A 25,618-nucleotide genomic window follows, 5' to 3' on the forward strand; every position below is an offset into this window, starting at 1 on the left:
GTATGAGGGAAAACCTCACGTACGGTTTGATGAGGAGGGGCTGATAATCTCAGCCCTTTACTCTAGCGACGAAAAGAGCTGCTAACCGCAGTTAGATAAACCCGAACTGTAGCGCGCCGTATGTTTCATTTCCCGCACGCAGTTTGACTAACCCGAACTGCAACGTGCCGACTGCTCCTAGATCCGCACGCAGTTTGACTAACCCGAACTATAACGCGCATAACGCTACTTTTCCCGCACGTAGTTTGACTAACCCGAACTGTAGCGCCAACCCGAACTGCAGCGCGCTGAAGCTCCCTTTCCATTTTCCGCCCCACCCGTATCACTACGATCCACCATGGATCATTTTTACTAGCAAAAAAAGGAATATCGGCTCGTATCTTGAATTATCAATAGATAGACATCCAGTCAGTCGTGCATGAACAACCCTCATTCTACGAAGAGAAAGGTTGCACACGATGATGCGGAATCGGTTACCGGCTAAACAAGGCATGTACGATCCCCGTTATGAGCACGACGCCTGCGGCATGGGCTTCGTAGCGAATATCAAGGGGAGCAAGTCGCACGAGCTCGTCCGTCAAGCCATTACGGTATTGCGAAACCTCGACCATCGCGGCGGACAAGGCTGCGAGACGAACACGGGGGACGGCGCGGGTATTTTGCTTCAAATCCCGGACAAGTATTTTCGGCGCGAGCTTGGCATGGAAGGAATCGCGCTCCCGAATGCGGGAGATTACGGGGTCGGAATGCTGTTCTTGCCGCAGGATGAGGCGCTCAGACGGACGTTCGAGCAGCAGATGGAACGCATTATCCGCGAGGAAGGCCAGACGCTGATCAGTTGGCGAACGGTGCCGACGAACGACGAGCTGCTCGGCGAGACGGCCAAAGCGGTTCAGCCGTTCATGCGGCAAGTGTTCATCGGGCGGCTGGGGGCTGAGGGCGACGACGAGCTCGCCTTCGAACGCAAGCTGTACGTCATTCGCAAACGCGCCGAACAAGCGATCCGATATAGCGGCCTGGACGGCGGGGAGAGCTTTTACGTCTCCAGCTTGTCTTGCAAGACGATCGTGTACAAAGGCATGCTCATTCCCGAGCAGGTGGATTCGTTCTATGCCGAGCTTCAAGATCCGGACGTCGTAACGGCGCTGGCGCTCGTCCACTCGCGGTTCAGCACGAACACGTTTCCGAGCTGGGAGCGCGCGCATCCGTATCGGTACGTTATTCATAACGGCGAGATCAACACGCTTCGCGGCAACGTGAACTGGATGCATGCTCGGCAGGCATTGGCGGAGTCCGAACTGTTCGGCGAGAAGGCGGATATGGCGAAGGTGAAGCCGGTCATCGATCAGGACGGCAGCGACACGGCGATGTTCGATAACGCGCTGGAATTTCTGTATATGTCGGGACGATCTTTGCCGCACGCCGCCATGATGATGGTGCCGGAGCCTTGGGCGAACCACGAAAGCATGGACGCTCAGATGAAAGCGTTTTACGAGTATCATGGGACTTTGATGGAGCCATGGGACGGACCCGCGGCGATGGCGTTCACCGACGGCACGCGGATCGGTGCGTTTCTAGACCGGAACGGGCTTCGCCCGGCGCGTTACTACGTGACGAGCGACGATCTGATCGTGCTCTCCTCGGAGGTAGGGGTACTCGATATCCCGGCGGACAAAATCGTATGTAAGGAGCGGCTGCACCCCGGTCGCATGCTGCTTGTCGATACGAAGGAAGGCCGAATCATCGCCGACGAGGAACTGAAGCGCGGTATTGCGTCGAAGCAGCCTTACGGGGAATGGCTGAGCGAGCATTTGGTCGAGTTGGAAGATCTCCCGGAAGCGCTCGAAGTTCCGCAGCCGAATCATGCGACGGTCTTCCAGCGGCAGCGCGCTTTCGGCTATACGTACGAGGAGCTGCGCAAAGTGTTCGAGCCGATGGCGCAAAGCGGCGTCGAGCCGATCGGTTCGATGGGCTACGATGCGCCGCTCGCGGTGCTCTCGCAACGACCGCAGCGCATTTATAGCTACTTCAAGCAGCTGTTCGCGCAAGTGACGAACCCGCCGATCGACGCGATCCGCGAGGAGATCATTACGGCGACGGGCACGACGATCGGGCCGGAGCGGAACTTGCTGCAGCCTGAGCCTGAGAGCTGTAGGCACATTAAGGTGAAGTCTCCGATTCTGACGAACGAGGAATTCGCCAAGCTCCGTCACATTCGCAGACCCGGCTTCAAGTCGATTACTTTGCCGATCGTGTTCGTCGCGAGCGAAGGGGAACGGGGATTGAAAGCGGCTTTGGAAGGGTTGTGCGAAGCGGCCGATCGGGTCATCGCACACGGTCACAATTTGCTGATCTTATCCGACCGCGAGATGGATCGGGACAACGCGGCGATTCCGGCTTTGCTCGCCGTCGCGTGTCTGCACCACCATCTCATCCGCCAAGGTACTCGGACGAAAGTCAGCTTGCTCGTGGAGTCCGGCGATCCGCGCGAGGTGCATCACTTTGCGTTGTTGCTAGGATACGGGGCGAGCGCGATCAATCCGTACCTTGCGCTCGAGTCACTTGAGGATATGATCCGCCAAGGGTTGTTGGTGAATATTACCCATGACAAGGCGATCTACAACTATATGAAAGCTTCGGTCAAAGGCGTCGTGAAAGTGTTGTCCAAAATGGGCATATCGACGATTCAGAGCTACCGCGGCGCGCAAATTTTCGAAGCGGTCGGCTTGGCGCAGCCGTTCGTGGACAAGTATTTTACTTGGACGCCTTCCCGCATCGGGGGCATTGGCCTGGACGTTATCGCTCGGGAAGCGCTCATTCCGCACGAGAAAGCTTACGCGCAGCAGGAACGGGGAGAGCTCGTGCTGCCGTCCGGCGGCGAGTACCAGTGGCGGCGCGATGGGGAAGAGCACATTTACCAATCGCAGACTATCCATGCGCTGCAGCAGGCTTGCCGGAACAACGATTACGCGTTGTTCAAGAAGTTCACGGACGCGGTTAACGGCCAGCAGGGGAGATTGTTCACGCTTCGCGGGCTGTTGGAGTTCGCGGCGGAAGACGGGGGCGGCGTGCCGATCGACGAAGTCGAGCCGGTCGACGAGATCGTGCGACGGTTCAAGTCCGGCGCGATGTCGTACGGCTCGATCAGCAAGGAAGCGCACGAGAGCATGGCGATCGCGATGAACAGGATCGGCGCGAAGAGCAACACCGGCGAGGGCGGTGAAGATCCGGCGCGGTTTGTTCCGGATGCTAACGGCGATTCTCGTCGCAGCGCGATCAAGCAGGTGGCGTCGGGACGGTTCGGCGTCACGAGCAACTACTTGGTGAACGCCGACGAGATTCAGATCAAGATGGCGCAGGGCGCGAAGCCCGGCGAAGGCGGGCAGTTGCCCGGACGCAAAGTGTACCCGTGGATCGCTGAGGTGCGCGGCTCGACGCCTGGCGTCGGCTTGATCTCACCTCCTCCTCACCATGACATCTATTCGATCGAGGATTTGGCAGAGCTGATCCACGATTTGAAAAACGCTAACCCGCGCGCGAGAATCAACGTGAAGCTCGTGTCCGAGGTCGGCGTAGGCACGATCGCGGCGGGCGTAGCCAAAGGGCGCGCGGACGTCGTGCTTATCAGCGGCTACGACGGCGGCACCGGCGCATCGCCGCAGACGAGCATTCGCCACGCTGGCTTGCCGTGGGAGCTCGGACTCGCCGAGACGCATCAGACGCTCGTGCTCAACAATTTGCGCGACCGAATCGTCGTCGAGACCGACGGCAAGCTGATGACGGGGCGCGATCTCGCGATCGCCGCTTTGCTCGGCGCCGAGGAATTCGGCTTCGCGACATCGCCGCTTATCGTGCTCGGCTGCGTCATGATGCGCGTCTGCCATCTCGATACGTGTCCGGTCGGCGTCGCGACGCAAAATCCGGAGCTGCGCGCCAAATTCGCCGGCGATCCGGCGCACGTCGTCAACTTTATGCGCTTCGTGGCGCAAGAGCTGCGGGAAGTGATGGCTCAGCTTGGTTTCCGAACGGTGAACGAGATGATCGGCCGGACCGACAAGCTGAACCCGCGCAAGGCGATCGCGCACTGGAAAGCGAAAGGCGTCGACTTGTCGCCGCTCTTATATCAACCGGAGGTCGGCTCGGACGTAGGGCGTTATCGTACCGTGGCGCAGGATCACGGTTTGGACCAATCGCTCGACCGGACGACGCTGATCGGTTTGGCCGAACCGGCGCTCGAATCGGGAGAGTCCGTGCATGCGACAGTACCGATCCGCAATACGAACCGGGTCGTCGGCACGATTCTCGGCAGCGAAGTGACCCGCCGTTACGGCGCGAAAGGCTTGCCCGAGGATACGATCCGATTCGATTTCCGCGGGTCCGCGGGTCAGAGCTTCGGGGCGTTCGTGCCCCGCGGCATGACGCTTCGGCTCGAAGGCGACACGAACGATTACGTCGGCAAAGGATTGTCCGGCGGCAAAATCATCGTCGCCCCGCCGAGGGAAGCTTCGTTCAAGGCGGAAGACAACATCGTCGTCGGTAACGTTGGCTTTTATGGCGCGACTGGGGGAGAAGCCTACATCCGCGGCATAGCGGGCGAGCGCTTCTGCGTGCGTAACAGCGGCGTGTACGCGGTCGTCGAAGGCGTCGGCGACCACGGTTGCGAATATATGACCGGAGGCAGGGTCGTCATTCTCGGGCGGACGGGACGCAACTTCGCGGCGGGAATGTCAGGCGGCATCGCGTACGTGTGGGATGCGGACGGCTCGTTCGTCAACCGCTGCAACTTGGAGATGGTGCATCTGGAGCGCATGGAGCACAAGGTAGAGTCCGAGATGCTCCGCCGGACGATCGAACGCCATGCCCGTTACACGGATAGCGAGCGCGCGATGTCGATTTTGGACCGGTGGGAGGAATGTCTGCCGCAGTTCGTCAAAGTCATTCCGAAAGATTACAAGCGGATGCTGGAGGCAATGGAGCGGCTTACTTCGGACGGTCTAGGCGCCGGCGAAGCCGCGATGGCCGCGTTCGAAGCGAATATGAAAGACTTGTCCCGCGTAAGCGGCAACTGAGCCCAAGGCTACGGAGGAGTAACGATGGGGAAATCGACCGGTTTCATGGAGTATAAGCGCGAATTGCCTCCAGAAATGAACCCCTTGGAACGCATACGGAATTGGAGGGAATTTCAGCTCAAAGCGTCGGAGGAGCAGCTTAGGGAACAAGGCGCCAGATGCATGGATTGCGGCATTCCGTTCTGTCACACCGGACAAATCATTAACGGCATGGCTGCGGGCTGTCCGATCAACAACGTCATTCCGGAGTGGAACGACCTCGTCTACCGCGGGTTGTGGAGGCAGGCGCTCGACCGGCTTCATCAGACGAACAATTTTCCGGAGTTTACGGGGCGGGTATGCCCTGCGCCATGCGAAGGCTCGTGTACGGTCGGCATCTACGATCCGCCCGTTACGATCAAGAATATCGAGAAGGCGATCGTCGACCGCGGCTTTGCCGAAGGATGGATCGTGCCGGAGCCGCCGGAAGCAAGAACCGGCAAGAAGGTCGCGGTCGTAGGCTCGGGACCGTCCGGGCTTGCTTGCGCGGCGCAGCTTAATAAGGCGGGACATACGGTTACCGTCTACGAGCGGGCGGACCGGGTCGGCGGCTTGCTCATGTACGGCATTCCGAACATGAAGCTGGATAAGCGGACGGTCGAACGGCGCGTCGAGCTGCTGCGGCAGGAAGGCGTTACGTTCGTGACGGGCACGGAGATCGGTCGCGACATTCCGGCTTCGCGCCTCAAGGAAGAGTTCGACGCGATCGTGCTGTGCGGCGGAGCGACCAAAGGACGCGATCTTCCGATCGAAGGTCGCGAACTGAAGGGGATCCATCTGGCAATGGAGTTTCTGCACAAAAATACGAAAAGCCTGCTCGATTCCGATCACGAGGACGGTCAATATATTTCTGCTGAAGGCAAGGACGTCATCGTCATCGGCGGCGGCGATACCGGCACCGACTGCGTGGGCACGTCGCTGCGTCACGGCTGCAACAGCATCACGCAGTTCGAGATCATGGCGAAGCCGCCCGAGACCCGCGCGGCGAACAATCCGTGGCCGCAGTTCCCGCGGGTTTACAAGCTGGACTACGGCCAAGAGGAAGCGAAGGCGTTGTACGGCAGCGATCCGCGGCAATATCTCATCTCGACGAAGCGGTTCGTCGGGGACGAGGAAGGTAATCTCAAGGCGCTTCATACGGTCGAGATCGAGTGGAAGGCCGACGCGAACGGCCGCTTCGGACCGGTAGAAGTACCGGGTTCGGAGCGCGAATGGCCGGCGCAGCTCGTTCTGCTGGCCATGGGGTTCCTTGGGCCGGAATCGACGGTGCTCGATCAGCTCGGCGTGGAGAAGGACGAACGCTCCAACGCCAAGGCGGAATACGGCAAGTACGCGACGAACGTCCCCGGCGTCTTCTCCGCCGGCGACATGCGCCGCGGCCAAAGCCTCGTCGTCTGGGCGATCAACGAAGGCCGCGAGGCGGCTCGCGAGTGCGACCGGTTTTTGATGGGGGATACGTTACTACCGTAAGACTTGTTACTCCGATTGCCGCTACGTGAATGATAACCTTCACGAACTAGATACGATGCAACAGATCATTACTGCAAAAGTGCAGGCAATTCAACAAACCCCATAATACAACGAAAGAATGCCTGCAAAATGTGCAGGCATTCTTCGTTGTTTTCGTTCTTTATGGCGACGATGACCGGAAAGCCTGCGCATTGGCAGACATTTCTCACTATCTAGGTCACTAAGAGGGAATGAATGTACTTTTGTAGGTATTTGACACTACGTCGCTCCGAGAAGGAGCAGTAATCGACCGCAAGCCCCGCAACATCACTTAAACCAACCCTTCTCTTTAAACCGAGTAATCGCCTCGATCCGATTAGTTACCTTCAGCTTATCAAGAATGACGGAGATGTAATTGCGCACGGTGCCCGTCGTAATGTACAGCTGTCTGGCGATTTCCTTCGTGCTCTTGCCGTCGGCGATCAGTCCGAGCACTTCGCGTTCCCGTTCAGTCAGCGGGTTCTCCTCGCGGTAGGCTTCGTCGACCAGCTCGGAGGAATAGATCCGGCGACCGGCCATAATGCTGCGGATGGAATCCGCCAGCTCCTCGATCGGGCTGTCCTTCAGCAAGTAGCCGCGAACCCCGCATTTCATCGCCTTTTCGAAGTAACCGGACCTCGCGAACGTCGTCAAAATAATGATTTTGCAGTCCTGGTCCTTAAGCTCCTCGGCTGCCTCCAGACCGCTCTTGACCGGCATCTCGATATCCATCAAGCAAATATCCGGCTTATGCCGATGAACGAGCTCAATCGCTTCTTTTCCGTTGTTGGCTTGGCCGACGACCTCCATGCCCGGCTCCAAGTTGAGCAGAGACGCGAAGGCGCCAAGCAGCATCCGCTGGTCTTCGGCGATGACGATTCGTATCATGATCTGACCTCCTCGAGCGGTTGTTTAACAGGTTTAGGCACCCGCATGAGCAACGTCGTTCCGTTCTCCGACACGATCTCTAGACTACCGTTTATGAATTCGAGACGTTCCTTCATGCCGCGCAAGCCGTTTTCCTGAGCGGTACCAGTGGCTTTGTTCTGCCTATTGCCGGTGCCGCCGCTCCGCTTATTGATTCCGATGCCGTTGTCCGACACCTTGATGACAAGCTCCGAATCCGTGGAATCGAACGATACCGAGCAGCTCGTGGCATGGCTATGCTTCACGATGTTGGTGACGGCTTCCTTCAGGCACATGCTTACGACGTTCTCGTTCAGCAGCGTGGTGGCGATTCTCTTCGTATCGCCTTCCAGGTTCAGCTCGATCTGGGCCGCCTTCAACATTTGCTGCATATGGATGATTTCGTCCTCGATCCGCATGCCGCGCATATTCGTGACGATTTCGCGTACTTCCTTGAGCGCGCTTCTGGCCGTCTGCCTGACGTCGAACAGCTCGGCCTGGGCACGATCGGGATCTCTGCTTATGAGCTTAACGGCCAAGTCGCTCTTCAGTCCGATGAGCGATAGCTTCTGGCCGAGCGTGTCGTGCAAGTCGCGGGCGATCCGTTGCCGTTCCTCCAGCTTGACGAGGTCGGAAATTCGCTTGTTCGCGTTCTCGAGCTGGCCTTCCAGCTGCTCCCGCTTGTTCCGGTTGTACGTGTTGATCGGCAACAAAATAACGGCTATCAAGCTTATGAGAACAAACGGAAATTGGGAGAGCAAGAGCGGGTTTTTGGTGACGAAGCCGTAGTTGATCGTGGCGATCGTACCGACCAGATGGATCGTATACAACGTGAAGAAGCCTGCTTTGTTGCGGATATTTCCGATGAAAAAAGCCAAAAACAAAGAGAAATAAACGTATCCGTACCCGACGGTCATGGCAACTGAAATCACGATCTGGGCGCTTGTCCAGAAGTACACCTGCCAACCCTTGGCCAAGAACGACAGGACGTAGCAACCGAAGAAGCCGATGATCATCGCGATGCCGATCGCGGTTTCCAGCATCGACGACGACCGAACGATGAAGTAGAACGGAAGAATGCAGAAGACGACCCATACGTAAGGGCCTAGTCCCGTATTGCGGTGAAACGTCTGATGCCACTTTTGGATTGTCGACGCCCCCTTGCGCGCGGCTTTATGTCCTTTATTTTACCATAACCGTCCGCAGGGCATGCCAATTGCCGATCCGCACTATGCTTAATTAGGCCGCGAGCTTGTGCGCGCGTCTGCCGCGTTTGAATTCCTTGAACCCGATGAACTTCTTGTTCTCCTCGTCCCACAACCGGAATTTGATCGACTTCAAACTCGTGCGCAGGTCGATTGTCGTAGCCATATGGAGCGGCGGCGTCGCGTTATGCGCTTCTTCGAGCCGATAATTCGGTACTCTCGGGCTTAGATGGTGAACGTGGTGGAATCCGATATTGCCGGTGAACCACTGCAGAATCTTCGGCAGCTTATAATAAGAGCTTCCTTCGACCGCGGCTTTCACGTAGCTCCATTCCTCTTCGTGCTCGAAGAAGGAATCCTCGTATTGATGCTGGACGTAGAACAACCAAATACCGGCCAGCCCGGAGAAGAAGAAGACGGGAGCCTGGACGAGCAGGAATGCTTCCCAGCCGAGCGCCCAGCCGAGCAACGCGTAAAGCAGCAGGATCGAGGCGTTCGTAACGTACGTGTTGATTTTTTCCCGGCGTCTCGCGCCCTTGCGGTTAAACCGATAATCGATGAGGAAAATATAAATCGGACCGATGACGAACATGACGAGAGGATTGCGATAAAAACGATACATGAACCGTTCCCAAGTCGATGCTGCGGCGTATTCGTCGACCGTCATGATCCACATGTCGCCGATTCCGCGCTTGTCCAAGTTGCTACTCGATGCGTGGTGGATAGAGTGGGTCGTTTTCCATTGATGGTAAGGGACGACGGTCAGGACGCCCGTAATCGTGCCGACGATCTCGTTGGCGAGCTTGCTTCTGAAGAACGATTGATGGCAGCAATCGTGGAATATGATGAATGTACGAACGACGAAGCCGGCTGTAATAATAGCGATCGGAAGCGTAAGCCAAAAAGAAACAGCCAAGCAATAATAAGCGGCCATCCAGGATAGGGCTAACGGAACGAGCGTATTGACGAGTTGTCTGATGCTTGCTTTCGTATCGTTCTTCTCGAAGGGAGCCATCTTCTTCTTCAATTGCAATTCTGGGGCTGTCGCCATGGATAGAATTCCTCCTCGGATTCGGGCACAAGATGCTAGTATGCTATCTTCCATTGTAGGGGAGGGACCGGTAGACAAGGTAGTCATAAACGTCAGGGATGCGCATATGACGAATGTCATATAGTGTTGGATCTGTATTAATTGAAATCAATAAATTGACACAGTTGATACAATCATATATAGTCTATGTATTCATAGGCGAAAGTAAGGGATGACATGTCGAGCTATCCGTACACCCGAATCAAGGAAGACATTAAGCGAAGAATCATGGAGGGCGAATGGCTTAGAGAGATGAAGTTGCCCTCTAGCAGAGACTTCGCCGAATCGTATAAATCAAGCGTTAACACAGTGGAAAAAGCTATTAAGGAGCTATGCACGGAAGGGCTGCTGAAGCGCGACAACCGCAGAGGCACGTTCATCGAGAACGGAGTCGTCTCTCCGCTCGGGCAAAGTCGCACCGGACTCGTGGCCGCGTCCGTCGTCGGCATCGAGAACCCGCTATGGGCGACCGCGCTGCGAGGCATCGAGGACGTCCTTCATCTGCACGGCTTCCACCTGCTCAGTTACAGCGACGATCGCAACTTGGACAAGCTGGAGTCGCTGATCAAAGGCGCCGTCGCGAAGCGAGTGGACGGAGTCATACTCAGTCCGATCTTCGACAAGGGACATTTGGAACGCAACGAGCGTTTGTACGAGCTGCTTAAGAGCAACGGCATTAAAATTATTTTCCTCGACCGCCATATGTACCATAGCGATATTCCTTACGTGACGAGCGATAACGTATCCGGAGCGTATAATTTGACGAAAATGTTGATCGATCGGGGCCATCGCCGGATCATGTTCATCCGTAACTCCAATCTGAGCACGTTCCATGAGCGGCTGCTCGGCGTGAAGCAAGCGTTCCTCGATTCGGCGATCTCGTTCGACGACGAGCTGGACGTGCTCATTCCGACGGAGTTCGAGGATTTCGAAGAGGAATTCGAAGCGTACAGCGCGCGCGTAGCGGCCAAGATCAAGGAATTGAACTGCACCGCCGTCTTCAGCGCGAACGACCAAATCGCGGAATCCGTAATCGCGGCGTTGAACAACCTCGGAATCCGGTTCCCCGAAGACGTGTCGCTCGTCACTTACGACGCATGGAACTTGAACCGCAAGCTTAAGCTCGACGTAACCGGGGTGAATCAGCCTTTCTACGACATGGGCCGAACCGCGGCGATCCAATTGATGAACTTGATCGAAGGCAAGGACCATCTGTCCGTGCTCGGTCAAATTTGCCGGGCGGAAATCAATCCGGGCAATTCGATCGGCGTCGCGAAGACGCGATAATCGATACTCGCAAGGGAGCTAGGCTACGTGCCTAGCTCCATTTTTTGTATCATCTGTATTGATATTTTTATATATTTAATGAAAATGTTGACAATTATTGAACCACAAAGTATGATCTCGGTGTAAAAGTAACACAGATAGTCGTTTATTGTATTAATTAAATGATACAGACGTCGAGTTATCCCTCAGGTCGACCACTCTCTTTTCCCAACGCCGAACTCCCAATCTCATTGTCCAAATCGACCGATCTATAGGGATTCCCATTCTTCGCATTAGCCGGCATAGTTGGCGTCATTCCACCTTCAGTAGGAGAGGAGGCGATGTTCGCACGATTAATGTAAGCGCTTTAATAATTTGTTCGAAAGGGGGAGACGTTCGCCCGCAACGATTTCGTGAAACATAACCCACTAAATCAGGGAGGATTTGAAATGCCAACAAAGAACAAGGTAAGTAAATCCCGATTCGCCAGAAAAGTAGGAGTGATATCGTTGTCTAGCGCATTATTGTTTAGTCTGTTCGCCGTCGGCCCGTTCGGATCGAAGAAGGCGAGCGCCGATAGTATTACCGCCAACCAGGGTCAGCGCATCGTCGCGCAATACCAAGGTACTTACACAACGCCGCCGACGAACAGCGATTACGGCAACACGCCGGACGCGCCGCTGCTCGGTAACGGCGACGTGGGGGTGGCTATCGTCGGCAATATTAACGCGATGGTCATGGTACTCGGCAAAAACGAGTTTTGGTCGCAAGAGGAGCGCCAAGTCAAGTCGATGGCAAGGTTGAACATTGCCGTCCCTACGATGGCCGGCTCCAGCTACTTGACGGAGCAAAAGCTGGGCAGCGCGCAAGTGGACGGCACGTTCGCCTTGTCGGGCAACACGATCAAGACGACTAGCTGGATGCAGGCGACGGACACGTCGACGAACTTGCTTATTACGAAGTTCACGTACACGGGCAGCGGTACCAGAGCGGTGTCGGTCTCGATGGCGCGCGGCAACCAGAATACGTTCGCGAGCAGCACGGGCGCATCGGGGGATGTTTTGTACCTTGACGTTCGGGCGGACTCGGCGGACACGGTGGCCGGGATGAGCACCGTTCGGGCGCGCCTCGCTACGCGGGTCATCGGAACGACCGGCACCGTGAGCGGCGGGACGCTTAGCTTCACGATGAATCCGGGCGGCACGTACACGCTCGTCACGAGCATCGTCAGCAATAAGGATAACGGCAGCTACCAGACGGCGGCGATCAACAACGTGAGCGGCAAGACGCAGACCGACATCGACAACCTTAAATCCTCTCATCAAGCTTGGTGGAACGCCTATTACGGCAAATCGTTCATCGAGATTCCGAACAAGACGATCGAGCGCTCTTATTATGCTTCTCTCTATTTGATGGGCAGCGTATCCCGTGCAGGCGAGCTGGCTCCCGGCTTGTGGGGCAACTGGCTGGCGCGCAACGGCGATTGGCGCGGCGATTACCATTTGAACTACAACTATGAAGTGCCGTTCTATTGGACGCTGACGAACAACCACGTCGAGCTGGCGGAAAACTACGACAAGCCCGTCGTCGAATGGATCCCGAAAGGCCAGGCGCTAGCGTCGGCCAACGGCTTTAGCGGCGTCTATTATCCGGTCGGCATTGGACCGTTACCGAACGGTTCCGGCGACGAGTCTCTTCACAACCAGAAGACGAATGCTGCGTTCGCTGCGACGAACATGATCATGCGCTACTACGTCACTCAAGATACGACGTACGCGAATTCCGTGTACAACTACCTGAAGCAGGTCGCGCTATTCTGGCAAAATTACCTCGTGTGGGACGGCTCGCGCTACGATATCGTGAACGACGCGCAGCACGAAGGGGATGCCTACCCGCAGACAAACGGCGTCATGTCGCTCGGCCTCGTCCGCTATTTATTGCAAGGCAGCATTGACATTAGCACCGCATTGAATCAAGACGCGACGCTCCGCTCGACGTGGCAGAACCTCCTGAACAACATGAGTCCGTTCCCGACGTTCACCCGCAACGGGCAGACGGTGTTCCGGTATACCGAAGTCGGCCGCGATTGGAGCGGGGACAATTCGATCGGCATTCAGCATATATACCCGGGCGGACAAATCGGACTGTCCAGCGATGCGGCGACTTTGCAGATCGCGCGCAACATGATCGGCCAAATGGCGCGCTGGGACGACGGCAACGGCTCCAACACGTTCTATCCGGCCGCGGCGCGGGTCGGCTACGATCCGGCGACGATTTTATCGCAGCTGGCTAACCATATTTCGGTTCGCAGCTACAACAACCTGCATATGCGGTTGTCCGGCGGAGGCATCGAGACGTTCAATACCGTTCCGGCCACGTTGTCCGAAATGATGCTGCAATCGTTCCAGAACAAGCTGCGGATTTTCCCGAACTGGCCGGCGAACACGGACGCGAAGTTCGGCGATCATCGGGCGGTAGGCGCATTTCTCGTATCGGCCGAGAAGCGGAACAACGTCGCGCAGTACGTCCGCATTATTAGCGAAAAAGGCAAGACCGCGACGCTCGTCAATCCTTGGCCGGGTCAAACGCTGCGCCTATACCGCAACGGTTCTGATGCGGGCACGGTGTCGGGGGCGGAGATCTCGCTCACGACGTCCGCGAACGAAACGTTAATGCTGGCTCCGAACGGCGCCGTCTATTCCGATCTATTGACGAAGATGAGCTCGCCGCTCGGCGGAGGGGTCTCCAACCCGTCCGGCAACCTCGCGCTGAACAAGACGGCGACGGCCAGCGACGTTATCGCTTCCAACGAGTCGGCGAATCAAGCGGTGGACGGGATCGCAACGACGAAGTGGACGTCGCAGCCGCCGAGCTCCGTTCCCGGTGACAAGTGGCTTCGCGTCGACCTTGGCTCGAACTACGACATTACCCGTTGGGTCGTGAAGCATGCGGGCTCGAACGGCGAATCGACGACGTATAACACGAAAAACTTCAAGCTGCAGCGAAGCAGCGACGGCAATACGTGGACGGACGTCGATACGGTGGCTAACAATACGGCTTCCGTCACGGACCGGAACGTGACATCGTTCAATGCGAGATACGTCAGGCTGTACATTACCACTCCGGTGCAGGATAACGCCGCCTACTTCCAAACGCCGGGAGATCGCAGCAATGCTAGAATATACGAATTCGAGGCGTACGGGACGCCAGGCTCCGGAGGCGGAGGCACGGGTGCGCCGGTCGGACAGACGATCTCGATGAGGGCGACGGTTAACGGCAAGCTGGTGTGCGCGGATAACGGCGGGGCAGATCCGCTCATCGCCAACCGCGATTCCGCCGGACCGTGGGAGCAGTTCGCCGTGGAAGACGCCGGCGGCGGGACGATCGCGCTGAAGGCCGTTGCCAACGGCAAATACGTGACCGCTTCGACGACCGCGAATTTGATCGCCGGCGCGACGACGATCGGCACGGGTCAGAAGTTCGTATGGGTCGATAACGGCGACGGCACGTTTTCGTTGCAAGCGTCGGTGAACGGCCAGTACGTAAGCGCGGAAGCCGCGGGAGCAAGTCCGCTGATCGCCAACCGGGCGTCGGTCGGACCGTGGGAGAAATTTCAGCGGGCGTAGTTAATATCCTGTAGCGTTGTCCATCATGAAGCCGCCTTCGGGAGTGATCCCGAGGGCGGTTTTTTCGTGCCCGCGACCGAAACGCCAAGTCCGATATCCCTGCAAAAGTACGATTATCGCAAAACCATCGTTTTTCTGAGTAATCGCTTAATTTCTGACTTTGATGGCGCGGGGGTGGTGGAATATGCTAGAGCCCCGGGAGTCCGTAATTCAAGGAGGCGATGCGGTACTTGACACCTTGGTCTTCGCATTCTGAATGCTAAACCATACGATGGAGGGGTTCTTAAATGACACGAGGAAATGCAGGATGGATGTTATCGCGGAGCATGAAGAAGGCGCTGCTCTTATTGGCTGCGCTATTGGTGCTGCCCGCGTTGGCGCTGAACGGTCCAGGCAAAGCCGACGCGGCGTTGCCGGTCATCGGAGAGACGATCGCGCTGAAGGCGCTCTCCAACAACAATTACGTGTGCGCGGACAACGCGGGGGCGGATCCGCTCATCGCCAATCGGGCTACGGCCGGCGTATGGGAGCAATTCGTCGTAAGGGACGCGGGAGGCGGCTTGTTCGCGCTGCAGTCCAATGCCAATAACAAGTACGTGTCCAAACGCGCGGACAACGTGCTGATCGCTAGCGCGACGACGATCGGGGCCAACGAAAAATTTCAGATCATCGACGCCGGCGGCAACAACGTCTATCTGAAATCCGGCGCGAACAATCAGTATGTCGACGCGGATATTTCCCCGACGCTGCCGCTCATCGCGAACCGGGCTAGCGCCGGTCCGTGGGAGACGTTCCAGAAGGTCGTCGTTTCCACGCCGCAGCCGCAAGGGCCGCATTATCTCGGCGTGACGTTCGGTATTTCCAAAGAGACGATGACCGGCGGACCTTACGTGAACCAGGGCAATCAGATTTTCGATTTGCCGCTGTTCAAGAGCACGGCGGACGAGGCGAAGTTCTGGGACAACTACGTCGAGGAGCTGGTCACGTCGGGAGTCGACTTCGTCGCGCCGACCATTCGCGGTTATCTCGATCCGGCGCACCCGGCCAATAATGGCGGTGACACGCGGAAGTTGAGCGGGTTGGTTGACGCGATTAACCGTAGAGGCGCGGGCGCGCAGCTGAAAATCAGCGCTCTCGACGATACGCCGGCATCGATGACCGACAAGAAAAATGCTTTCAAGCACGGTACGGGCGGATACAACCCGCCGTTTGACGTCGGGGATGCGAACGGTACGGGCGAAGGCGGTTACGCGTACATTTGGGACCATAATCTACGGGCGTTTTTCACGGCTGTCCCCGACAATTTACGCTTTAAAATAGACGGGCGTCCCGTCATTTACGAGTGGGCGATGGGAGACTTCGCGTTCACGAACCAAGGTAACGGCAATCTGAAGAAAATGGTCGAATACATTCGGCAGCGCGCCCAAGCCGAGTTCGGCGTCAACCCGTACTTGATCGTCGATCAAAGCTGGCTGAGCGAGGATCCGACGGTTGCTTCCGTGGTCGACGGCGTGCATGGTTGGTTTCCGGTGCCGGGCGGCCGCACCGTCACGACGTTCGGCGGCAACAACTTCGGCGTCGCGGTGCCGTCGTTCCGGTTCGTCGTCGGTTCGACGAACATGAATATCGACCCGAATCACGGTCAAACGCTCATCGACAATCTGAACGCCACCGTGCCTAACAGTCTCGTCACCCTCGTCGAAGGATTCACGGACTGGGAGGAGAACGCAGCGACGTGGCGGGGGAGAGAAGGCGCGTACGCCGCTACCAAGTACGATTATCCGAACCAAATGATCAACATCCTGCGCAGGTTCTCGCGCAGTCCGTTCCCGGCGCAACTGCGGATCGAGGCGGAGAGCGCCGACAGCTATAACGACACGACGAGCGGCAGCGCGACCGGCGTGTATCGCGACGGTTCCATGGACGTCGAGACGACCTCGGATGCAGGAGGCGGCTGGGACGTCGGCTATACGGAGGCCGGCGAATGGCTGGAGTGGAAGGAAGTGCCGCTGCAGGGCGCCGTGACGTTGAAGTTGCGCGTAGCTTCGCCGCTTAGCGGCAAACGAATCCGTTTCGTCATCGACGGCGTCGCGGGAGCGACCGTAACGGTGCCGAACACCGGAGACTGGCAATCGTACCAAACGATCAACGCGGGAACGTTCTCGTTCGGATCGGGCACGTACCATACGGTGCGGCTTGAAATGCTCGACGGCGGAATCAATTTGAACTATTGGACCAATTAGGAGGATACGAAGTGAACCGAAGCTCAAGGAAAACGTTAGCCTGGCTCATATGCGCCGTATTCACGGCAACGCTTGTATTGTCGGCCTGTTCGAAAGACAACGCGAATAATACGTCCGGGTCGCCGAGCGCAAGCCCGGCCTCCGCGACGGCGGCTCCATCCGAATCCGTCGAACCGTCCGCGCCCGCATCCGAAGACGCAACGGTGGAACACGAGCCCGTGAAGCTGAAAATCGTCAGCTGGGCGGGTGACGACTACGTGCCGCTCTACCAGAAATTCCACGAAAAATATCCATGGATCACGATCGAGAACGTTCCGGTGGACGGCAAGCCGATTCTCGAGGTCGTCGCCGCGTTGGAAGCGGCCGGAACGCCGGCAGACTTGACATGGGTCGACCAGGACTTGTTCGCTTTCGAGCAGAACGGAATCGTGGAGGATCTTACGCCCTACATCGATAAAGACCCTACGATGCAAAGCGTGACGATCAAGCAAGGCCTGCTCGATCTGTATAAAGTGAACGGCAAGCGCGTGGCGATTCCGTTCGTGGACGTGCCGATGTGGATTCTCGTCAACAAGGACCTGCTTAATAAGCACGGGGTCGACATGCCGTCCAACGATTGGACGTACGACGACCTGCGCGACATCGCCAAGAAGCTAACTGATCCGACAGCAGGCGAGTACGGCATGACGACGATGCCGGAATGGCAAATGCGTTTGCTCAGCACGAAGGCGATCGCGGACGGGCATGCGTCTTACTTGCAGTACATGAACGAGGATTTGTCCCAGAGCTTGATGAACACTCCGGGCGTCATGGACGATTTTCGCTGGCTGAAGTCGTTCGTCACGACGGACGGTTCGATACTGTCCTACGCGGACGCCAAAACGCAGGGCGACGTCGTGTCGAACTTCTTGAACGGCAAGACGGGTCTCGCGATCGGGGGCAGCTGGAACATTCCGGACTTGTGGAAAAACGCGAATTTCGATTGGGATATTTTGCCGTTCCCGAAGGGGGCGTCCGGTCAGCCGGGCTACAGCATCTACGGTCCTATGACGCTGCTCGCGGGCTCCAAGCACAAGGACGAGGCGTTCTTGTACATCAGCTTCCAATTCTCGAAGGAAATTCAGAAGTGGAAAATGGAGCAAGGCAACAACGCCGCGATCATCGATCCCGAGCTTGACGCCTACACCGACCAAATTCCGCTCTGGAAGGGCAAAAACACGGGAGCGGTAAAAATTTCGCGCGATAATGGTATTCCCGAAATGGGCTATATGATTCCGGCTTACGGCGAATACCAGTGGAACGGCCTCGGCAACAAAATCATTTTCGAGGACGGGGACGTGAGCGACATGATTTCGGCGACGGAGCAATGGAACAAGCGGACGTTGGAGATACGCTCGTCGTTGAAGCTATAAGGAAGCGCTTTCCCAATATTTACGAGTATGGTATCGTTCAAGGGAGGAAATGGCAATGCAGGCTGAAAGCAAACCAGGCTCTTATTTGGAGTTTTTCAATAACAACGGATACGTGCTCGTGAAAAATGCCGTACCTAGGGAACTGTGCGAGAAGACGGTTCGGCGCATTTTCGAATTCGTCGGCAAAAGCCCGGACGACCGCGAAGGCTGGTATACCCCCGCCGAAGGCGCGGACGATTATTTCGAGGATCAGGAGCGGGGGATGCTTCCGTTCTTCCATGATCAGACGTTGTGGGACAATCGTATGTATCCGAAAGTATACGAAGTGTTCAAGGAGCTGCTCGGCGAAGAGAAGCTGTGGGTGTCGCTCGATCGGGTCAACATGAAGCTGCCGAAGCGGGAAAGTCATCTGAAGCTGAACCAAAGCTTCATTCACTGGGACCGGGATACGTCGAATTTGAAGTTCCCGATGCGCGTAGGCGAGAGCGGGCTGCAAGGCGTTCTGTATTTGGCGGACACCGCGGCCAACCAAGGCGGCTTCCAATGCGTGCCCGAAATCTATCGCGACCTGGAAGGGTACATCGCCCGCCAGCCGGCCGACCGTAACCCGACGATTCCGAACTTGGAAGGTTACGAGATTACGCCTATTCCGGGGGAAGCCGGCGACTTGCTTATCTGGGATGCCTTGCTTCCGCACGGCAACGGCGAAAATCTCTCGAACGACATCCGATTCGCCCAATATATTCTCATGTCCCCGGCGAACCAGGACGATCCGATAGAGACGGAAGCGCGGATTCGCGCGTTCGAGGCGTATGAATCTACTTTCCTGCCGAAGGATCCGAGAGGCTGGGAACGCAACAATAACGCAAGCCGCCCTCAGCTCTCGGGGCTGGGGCGCAAGCTGCTAGGCTTGGATCGCTGGTAAATTGGGCTTAGCCGATGCGGGACGACGGGAGGGGGAGCGACGATGAAACCGTTGAAATTGCTGAGGAACGCATCCTTATCGTTAAAAAGAAGCACGTACGTGAAGCTGCTATTGTCGTTCATCGTGCTCAATATCCTGAACGTCGTCGTCGTGTTCGGCCTCTACTATTTTCAATCGGACAGAATCATGAAGGAAGAAATAGACCGGCTCTCCCACAAGCTGCTCGCCCAGACGCAGAACGTGTCCAATTATTTGTACACGTCTACGATCAAGGGCGGGCTTGACTTGTATTACGACGATACGATTTACGCCGCGATGTTCTCCGGCGACGAAATGGACGTCTATAACCAATTCAAGCTGGCGAACCGGCTGAACCGCTTCATTCAGTCCAATCCGATCGTTCATTCGATTTACTTGTACAACACGCAATTGGACGTCGTCGTATCTACGGCGTATTCAAATAAGCGCATCGACCAATTTCCGGATACGGAAATGACCGGGATCGTGCGCGATTTTCATTACCGTTCCCCGAAAATCCCGTTTCTGCTGCGACACGCGATGCCCAGCAAACCGGAAGGCGCACCGACGCTTTCGCTCCTCTTGTCGGAGCCTTCTTCGCGAGCGGACTACATCGAAGGGGCTATGATTATCAACATCGACGACGACCAGCTGCAAAATATGCTGTCCGAGCTGTCGAGCGATCCGATTAATAAGCTGTTCATTTTGCAGGACGACGGCTCGTTCGTGACGTCCGCGGGCATGCCTTCCCTAGCGAACGAGAAAGGCAAGTTCAAATACCAACAGGCAATCGCCGAATCCAGCTCTCCAAATGGTACCTTCATCGAGAACATCGACGGGGAAAAATACGTGCTGGCTTATCAACGAACGAACTTGGAGAGCACCGGTTTCACTTACGTAAGCCTTTACCCGTACACGAAGCTTTTCGGCAGCCTCATCCGGATTCGCGAGCTGACGATGATCGGAAGCGGCATGCTTATCGCGTTGAGCTTGTTGTTATCGGTGCTGCTGTCCAAGCGGCTGTACGTCCCGATCCAATCGCTCGCCCAATTCGCCAAGAAGCAGTTGAGAGGCGCGCCGGATACCGCGAAGGACGGGGATCTGGCAACGATCTCCCGCGTGTTCGCCAATGTGATCAAAGACAACGAATCGCTGGGCATCGCGTCTTCGAGAATGCGGCTATTGCTAAGGGATCAGCTGTTGCGCAGTTTGCTGCTCGGCCACAAGGATAGCCGCATAGCGCTGAATCGTTGGGTGAAGGAGCACCGGCTCGCCTTGGGCGACGCCGAGCGCGTTCGCGTCGTGCTGTGCCGGATCGACGGCTATCGGGCGTTCGAGAACCGCTATGATCAAGAGAGCCGTTACCTATTCCGCTACGCCATGCGGAATATCGCCGAAGAGACGTTCGCGGGCGCCTGCCGTCCGATCGCCGTCGAGATCGGCGAGGATCAGATTGCCGTTCTCGTCGATGCGTCCAGCTTATCGGAGGACGCGCTAATTGCCGACGTACGGCAATTGCAACACAACGTCGGCGAGTATTTGAAGCTTGGCGTCACGGTCGGCATCGGCGACACCGTCGAGGCTTTGTCCGAAGCCGATTATTCGTACGAAAGCGCGCTTTCCGCCACGCATTGCCGGCTGTTCCGCGGACCGGGCGCCGTGCATGTGCATGATCGGCTGTTCGGCCAAACGGAGGAAGCGTCCTACGATCGGGAGAAGGCGATTCTCGACGAGCTTCGGCTCGGCCGTCCGCACAAGACGAAGGAAGCGGTCGACGGCTTGTTGCTCGCGCTGGACCGACACCCTTGCCGAGACCCTTACGCGGTATTGGCGCGCATAGTCGCGAACGTCGCTAAAGCGATGCAAGCGATGCCGCAGAAGCTCGCGCCGCGGCGCGCGCTGAACGAAGAGGAGCTGTACGCGAAGTTGTCGCAAGTGGAGACGGCGGACGATATGAGCGCATGCGTGACGGAAATACTCGTCGGGTTCATCGAGCATAAGGAAGAGGGCAAAATCGCCAAAGCGGCGGGCACGATAGAGAGAGGCGTCCAATACATCGACGCGAACTATTCGCGGGTTGAGTTCTCGGTAAACGACGTGGCGGAGCATTTGCGGTATTCGGTCAGCTACTTAAACAAGCTGTTCAACGATAGCATCGGCTTCTCCGTCCACGAGTACATTAACCGAAAGCGGCTGCAACGGTCGAAGGAGCTGATCGAGAAGTCGGACGCGCTGATCAACGATATCGCCGCGATGGCGGGCTTCAGCTCCAGCAATTATTTCTATTTCGTATTCAAGAAAGAGTTCGGCATGACGCCGAACGCGTATCGTAAGCAACATGGCGGAGCGGAATGACGAGGAATAGCGCGGCGGGATCCCCGTGTTCACCGCTGTAGCCTCATGTGGCGAGGTTAGAATCGTACGAAGCCGAGTTTCGCCGCTGTAGCCTCATGTGGCGAGGTTAGAATCGTGCGAAGCCGAGTTTTGGCGCTGTAGCCTCATGTGGCGAGGTTGGAGGCATGCGAAGTGTGAAGTTACTGAAGGGAAACGGCCGCGGACGATAGGAATAGCGCGGCACGACTGAGTTATTAAAATGAACACCCGATCGAAGGGCCCGGCATTCAGCCGGGCTCTTCTTTGTTATGGCCTCCTGTCGACTCAGATGCGCGATAGGGACTGTAATATCTCCCGATTCGCGGGATTTCTGAGAGATAAGCGGATTTCGGAGTAGTCGCGAAGCTGTTGCATGGCCCAATATGAGGGGGCAAGGAGTCATTAGGCAGAGGAGGTTACCCGATGAAAGCCGTTACCCGGCGACTCCGCGGCAAGCTGACGAGGTCCGACAACAGCGCCTTCTATCTCATGGCGTTACCCGGCATCCTGTTCTTCTTCGTCTTTAGTTATTTGCCGATGTTCGGGGTCATCATCGCATTCAAAAACTACAATTTCAAGGACGGCATCTTGGGAAGCCCTTGGGCGGGCTTCGATAACTTCGAGTTTTTCTTCACGTCGCCCGACTTGTACCGGATTACGTACAACACGTTGTTCCTGAACGCGCTGTTCATCTTGTTCGGGACGTTGGCCGCCGTCGTAGCCGCGATCCTGCTGAACGAAATACGCAGCAAGCTGAGCGCCCGCATTTTCCAGACGTTCATCTTCTTCCCTTACTTCATCTCCTGGATCGTCGTCTCGCTGTTCCTCGGGACGTTCCTCTCGTCGGAGCGGGGCATCATCAACGGCGTATTGACTAGCGTGGGCATCGACCGCGTCGACTTCATGAATTCGCCGGGGTTGTGGCCCGCGATTCTCGTCATCGTATATTTGTGGAAATCGACGGGCTACGGACTCGTCATCTACTTGGCGGCAATCGCCGGCATCAATCCGGAATATTATGAAGCCGCCCGAATTGACGGAGCAAACCGGCTGCAACAAATCATGCGGATTTTGCTTCCGCAGCTGCGGCCGACGATTCTAATCCTGATCATATTGGCGGTCGGTCGGATTTTCTACGGGGACTTCGGAATGATCTACGCGCTCGTCGGCGATAACGGCCAATTATATCCGACGACCGACGTCATCGATACTTACGTGTTCCGCTCGATGCGCACGTACGGCGATTTCGGCATGACGTCCGCGGTCGGCTTGTACCAATCGTTCATGGGCTTCGTGATGGTCGTCGCCGCGAACTGGATTTCGAAGAAGCTCAGCGACGATAACAAAGGCGTCCTCTACTAACCTCGCTTACGTCAGAAAGGAGCAATACAGTGGTCGAACATAAATCGCTCGGCTTCCGGATTTTCAACGCGTTCAATTACGCGCTCTTTACCGTGTTCGGCATCGTCTGCCTGATACCGTTCCTTATCGTGCTCGGAAGCTCCTTTGAATCGGAAGACCGCTTGAAGGATGTCGGCTTCGCGCTTATCCCTAAACATTTCACGTTCTTCTCGTACGAGACGGTGTTCCAGCTCAACTCGGTCATGCGATCGTTTTTCGTCAGCACGACCGTGACGGTGCTTGGAACGATATTCGCGCTGATCGTAACGAGTCTGCTCGCTTATCCGCTGGCGCAAAGAGAAATGAAGTTCCGCGGCGTCATTCTCGGTTATGTGCTCGTTACGATGCTTTTCAGCGGCGGACTCGTGCCCTGGTATATCCTGATCACCAAATATTTGCACCTGAAAGATACGCTCTGGGTGCTCATCGTTCCTTATCTCGTGAACCCGTTCAATATGTTCGTGCTCAAAAGCTTCTTCGAGACGATACCGAGGGAGATTACGGAGTCGGCGCGCATCGACGGCGCAAGCCATTTTCGGGCGTTCTTGAACATTGTCGTCCCGCTGTCGACGCCGGGCCTCGCGACGATCGGGTTGTTTTACGCCCTCTCCTATTGGAACGACTGGTGGTTGTCGCTCAACTTCATCGAGTCCGACAAGCTTATGCCCGTCCAGTTGCTGCTCAAGAAGATGATATCCAATCTCACGTTCATTTCCAGCCAGATAGACACGTCGAAATTTATCCAAGTGCCGGCGAACGGCGTGCAGATGGCGACGACGATGGTGTCGATCGGTCCGATTTTCCTCGTATATCCGTACATTCAGAAGTTTTTCGTCAAAGGATTGACGATCGGCAGCATTAAGGGCTAGTGCCCGAATATTAAGCTTGGCTATAGACCGTTACTCGGTATAGCATATAAATCATGGGAGGTTATGAACCGATGAAGACGCGTTTCTTCAAGGCAACATGGCTATCGCTAGCTATCATTCTCGTATTGGCAGGTTGCTCGGGCAATAACGGCAATAATAAAGAGAGTGCCGCAGCCTCGTCGCCAGCGGTAAGCGCGAAGCCGAGCGATACCCCGAAAGACGAACCGTCCCCGTCGGCTGCTCCGGCGAAGCTGGATCAAGTCAGCCTCAAGCTGCTGCTACCCGGCGACAAGCCGCAGCACTACGACGACGTCATGAAGGCGCTCAACGACAAACTCACCGAGAAAATCCAAGCGACGCTGGATGTCCAGTACATTCCTTGGGATAGCTATAAGGACCAAATTCTAGTTAAGCTCGCCGCGGGCGAGAGCTTCGACTTCTATTACGACGGCTGGTGGCAAAACTACGCGCAAGTTCTCTCCAAGGGCGGCGCGATGGACATTAGCGACCTGTTCGAGAAATATGCGCCGGATCTCTATAACGGACTGTCGGCGGAATACGTCAACACGAACCGCTATAATGGCAAAATCTACGGCATCCCCGTACCCGGACCGCTAGAATATCCGATGGCGTTCGTCTATCGGGCGGATATAGCGGAGAAATTAGGTTATTCGGCCGATAATCTCAAGACGAAGGAAGACGTGCAAGACTTCGCGTTCAAGGCGGTCGCGGCCGATCCGACCCGCATCGGGCGGTTGAACGGCGAATTCACGGGCAACTATCAGGCGCTTGCGTTCCTTGGCATGCAACGGGAATATATTCCGAGCAACGACTTCAACTCGCCGGGAATGCTGCTGAACAACGAGCCTAAGGTCATTAACCAATTCGAGACCGATTATTACAAGAACGTGCTGCTCTACGCGAACAAAGGCTTTAACGGCGGACTCGTCGACAAAGACTCCTTGAATAACAAGGCTACGGTCGTGAACGAAACCAACACGGACGCGAAAACGATCGGATCGATCGGAAACCCTTCAGAGGGCTCGCTCGGGGATCGCACGGCAACCATTTCCAAGATCGAGCCGGGCGCTCGGTTCGAGCAAGTGTTCATGGAGCAAGGAGTTAAGATGGTCAGCTCGTTCAAGGCCGGTAACTTTACGGTGCTGTCCCCGTCGTCCAAAAATCCGGAGCGCGTGCTCATGCTGCTTAACCTGATCTACGCGGACAAAGATATCCGCGACAACTACTTGTATGGTATCGAAGGGCAAGATTTCATCGCTGTCGGCGACAACCAATTCAAATATCCCGACGGTCTCGACCGCACGAAGGTGTTCCAGAACGAATGGTGGATGGTCACGCCGTGGAAAAACGCGCGTATTCCGGCGACGGCGACGGAGACGGATAAACAATCGATCGCCTTCATCACCGATCCGAACAATTTCGTCAAATCCGTCATCGCGGGCTTCGAGTTTAACCCGGATGCGGTGAAGTCCGAAATTTCCAAAGTTAACGCGGTGGTCACCGAGTATCGCAAAGTACTGGAGAGCGGCTCGGGCACGGAAGCGCAGCTGCTGGATCGTTACGCGGAGTTCCTCTCCAAGCTCAAGAAAGCCGGAGTGGATAAGATCATCCAAGAGAAGCAACGCCAGATCGACGAGTTTTTGAAAAAGTAGCGTTAGTAAAGGCGA

General features: G+C 56.4%; 14 protein-coding genes. 11 read left to right on the forward strand and 3 right to left on the reverse strand.

All coding sequences use genetic code 11. The features are described 5' to 3' along the window. The first annotated feature begins 458 nt into the window (after positions 1 to 458). Together gltB and ACFPQ4_RS24495 are read left to right on the forward strand one after the other, a co-directional pair. A complete protein-coding gene (gltB, locus tag ACFPQ4_RS24490; RefSeq protein WP_378114579.1) occupies positions 459 to 5,069 on the forward strand; it encodes a glutamate synthase large subunit in 4,611 nt (1,536 codons plus the stop codon). A 24-nt stretch (positions 5,070 to 5,093) separates the two neighbouring features. Next, positions 5,094 to 6,578, forward strand: coding sequence for a glutamate synthase subunit beta (locus ACFPQ4_RS24495; protein ID WP_378114580.1), 1,485 nt, complete (start codon positions 5,094 to 5,096; stop codon positions 6,576 to 6,578). 306 nt (positions 6,579 to 6,884) lie between these two features. On the opposite strand, the gene ACFPQ4_RS24500 is transcribed toward ACFPQ4_RS24495, so the two are convergent. The 3 genes from ACFPQ4_RS24500 to desA all read right to left on the reverse strand — a co-directional run bounded on the left by ACFPQ4_RS24500 (position 6,885) and on the right by desA (position 9,758). Next, positions 6,885 to 7,484 carry a response regulator gene (locus ACFPQ4_RS24500; protein ID WP_378114581.1) on the reverse strand — a complete coding sequence of 200 codons (600 nt, stop codon included), beginning with the start codon at positions 7,482 to 7,484 and terminating at the stop codon, positions 6,885 to 6,887. Continuing rightward, on the reverse strand, positions 7,481 to 8,650 hold the full coding sequence (locus ACFPQ4_RS24505) for a sensor histidine kinase (protein ID WP_378114615.1): 1,170 nt from the start codon (positions 8,648 to 8,650) through the stop codon (positions 7,481 to 7,483). Before ACFPQ4_RS24505 ends, ACFPQ4_RS24500 begins: the two co-directional genes overlap by 4 nt. A 91-nt stretch (positions 8,651 to 8,741) precedes the next feature. Next, a complete protein-coding gene (desA, locus tag ACFPQ4_RS24510; RefSeq protein ID WP_378114582.1) occupies positions 8,742 to 9,758 on the reverse strand; it encodes a Delta(5) desaturase DesA in 1,017 nt (338 codons plus the stop codon). Between the two features lie 216 nt (positions 9,759 to 9,974). Between desA and ACFPQ4_RS24515 the strand changes: the two genes are divergently transcribed. The 9 genes from ACFPQ4_RS24515 to ACFPQ4_RS24555 all read left to right on the forward strand — a co-directional run bounded on the left by ACFPQ4_RS24515 (position 9,975) and on the right by ACFPQ4_RS24555 (position 25,603). Then, positions 9,975 to 11,084 (forward strand): GntR family transcriptional regulator, encoded by a 1,110-nt coding sequence (locus ACFPQ4_RS24515; protein ID WP_378114583.1) that lies wholly within the window; start codon positions 9,975 to 9,977, stop codon positions 11,082 to 11,084. 428 nt (positions 11,085 to 11,512) lie between these two features. Beyond that, positions 11,513 to 14,689, forward strand: a complete 3,177-nt coding sequence (locus ACFPQ4_RS24520) for a galactose-binding domain-containing protein (protein ID WP_378114584.1) — start codon at positions 11,513 to 11,515, stop codon at positions 14,687 to 14,689. 287 nt (positions 14,690 to 14,976) lie between these two features. After that, entirely contained in the window at positions 14,977 to 16,932 is a 1,956-nt protein-coding gene (locus ACFPQ4_RS24525; protein ID WP_378114585.1) for a DUF5010 domain-containing protein, read from the forward strand. A gap of 11 nt (positions 16,933 to 16,943) precedes the next feature. Then, positions 16,944 to 18,344, forward strand: a complete 1,401-nt coding sequence (locus ACFPQ4_RS24530) for an ABC transporter substrate-binding protein (protein WP_378114586.1) — start codon at positions 16,944 to 16,946, stop codon at positions 18,342 to 18,344. Positions 18,345 to 18,399: 55 nt separating this feature from the next. After that, complete coding sequence (locus ACFPQ4_RS24535) at positions 18,400 to 19,269, forward strand: phytanoyl-CoA dioxygenase family protein (protein WP_378114587.1); 870 nt, start codon at positions 18,400 to 18,402, stop codon at positions 19,267 to 19,269. A 42-nt stretch (positions 19,270 to 19,311) separates the two neighbouring features. Further along, positions 19,312 to 21,642, forward strand: a complete 2,331-nt coding sequence (locus tag ACFPQ4_RS24540; RefSeq protein WP_378114588.1) for a helix-turn-helix domain-containing protein — start codon at positions 19,312 to 19,314, stop codon at positions 21,640 to 21,642. Positions 21,643 to 22,083: 441 nt separating this feature from the next. Next, positions 22,084 to 23,022: an ABC transporter permease gene (locus ACFPQ4_RS24545; RefSeq protein WP_378114589.1), complete on the forward strand. Its 939-nt coding sequence runs from the start codon at positions 22,084 to 22,086 to the stop codon at positions 23,020 to 23,022. Positions 23,023 to 23,051: 29 nt separating this feature from the next. Then, complete coding sequence (locus tag ACFPQ4_RS24550) at positions 23,052 to 23,930, forward strand: carbohydrate ABC transporter permease (RefSeq protein ID WP_378114590.1); 879 nt, start codon at positions 23,052 to 23,054, stop codon at positions 23,928 to 23,930. A 71-nt stretch (positions 23,931 to 24,001) separates the two neighbouring features. Beyond that, a complete protein-coding gene (locus tag ACFPQ4_RS24555) occupies positions 24,002 to 25,603 on the forward strand; it encodes an extracellular solute-binding protein (protein ID WP_378114591.1) in 1,602 nt (533 codons plus the stop codon). The last annotated feature ends 15 nt before the right edge of the window (positions 25,604 to 25,618 follow it).

The organism is Cohnella yongneupensis (assembly GCF_042655785.1).
In the GTDB taxonomy this organism is placed as follows: Bacteria; Bacillota; Bacilli; order Paenibacillales; family Paenibacillaceae; genus Cohnella; species Cohnella yongneupensis.

Coding starts and splice junctions, on each gene's coding strand:
- ACFPQ4_RS24525 (WP_378114585.1), top strand. CDS start 14,977: ATGACACGAGGAAATGCAGGATGGATGTTATCGCGGAGCATGAAGAAG.
- desA (WP_378114582.1), bottom strand. CDS start 9,758: ATGGCGACAGCCCCAGAATTGCAATTGAAGAAGAAGATGGCTCCCTTC.
- gltB (WP_378114579.1), top strand. CDS start 459: ATGATGCGGAATCGGTTACCGGCTAAACAAGGCATGTACGATCCCCGT.
- ACFPQ4_RS24535 (WP_378114587.1), top strand. CDS start 18,400: ATGCAGGCTGAAAGCAAACCAGGCTCTTATTTGGAGTTTTTCAATAAC.
- ACFPQ4_RS24545 (WP_378114589.1), top strand. CDS start 22,084: ATGAAAGCCGTTACCCGGCGACTCCGCGGCAAGCTGACGAGGTCCGAC.
- ACFPQ4_RS24515 (WP_378114583.1), top strand. CDS start 9,975: ATGTCGAGCTATCCGTACACCCGAATCAAGGAAGACATTAAGCGAAGA.
- ACFPQ4_RS24555 (WP_378114591.1), top strand. CDS start 24,002: ATGAAGACGCGTTTCTTCAAGGCAACATGGCTATCGCTAGCTATCATT.
- ACFPQ4_RS24520 (WP_378114584.1), top strand. CDS start 11,513: ATGCCAACAAAGAACAAGGTAAGTAAATCCCGATTCGCCAGAAAAGTA.
- ACFPQ4_RS24540 (WP_378114588.1), top strand. CDS start 19,312: ATGAAACCGTTGAAATTGCTGAGGAACGCATCCTTATCGTTAAAAAGA.
- ACFPQ4_RS24495 (WP_378114580.1), top strand. CDS start 5,094: ATGGGGAAATCGACCGGTTTCATGGAGTATAAGCGCGAATTGCCTCCA.
- ACFPQ4_RS24500 (WP_378114581.1), bottom strand. CDS start 7,484: ATGATACGAATCGTCATCGCCGAAGACCAGCGGATGCTGCTTGGCGCC.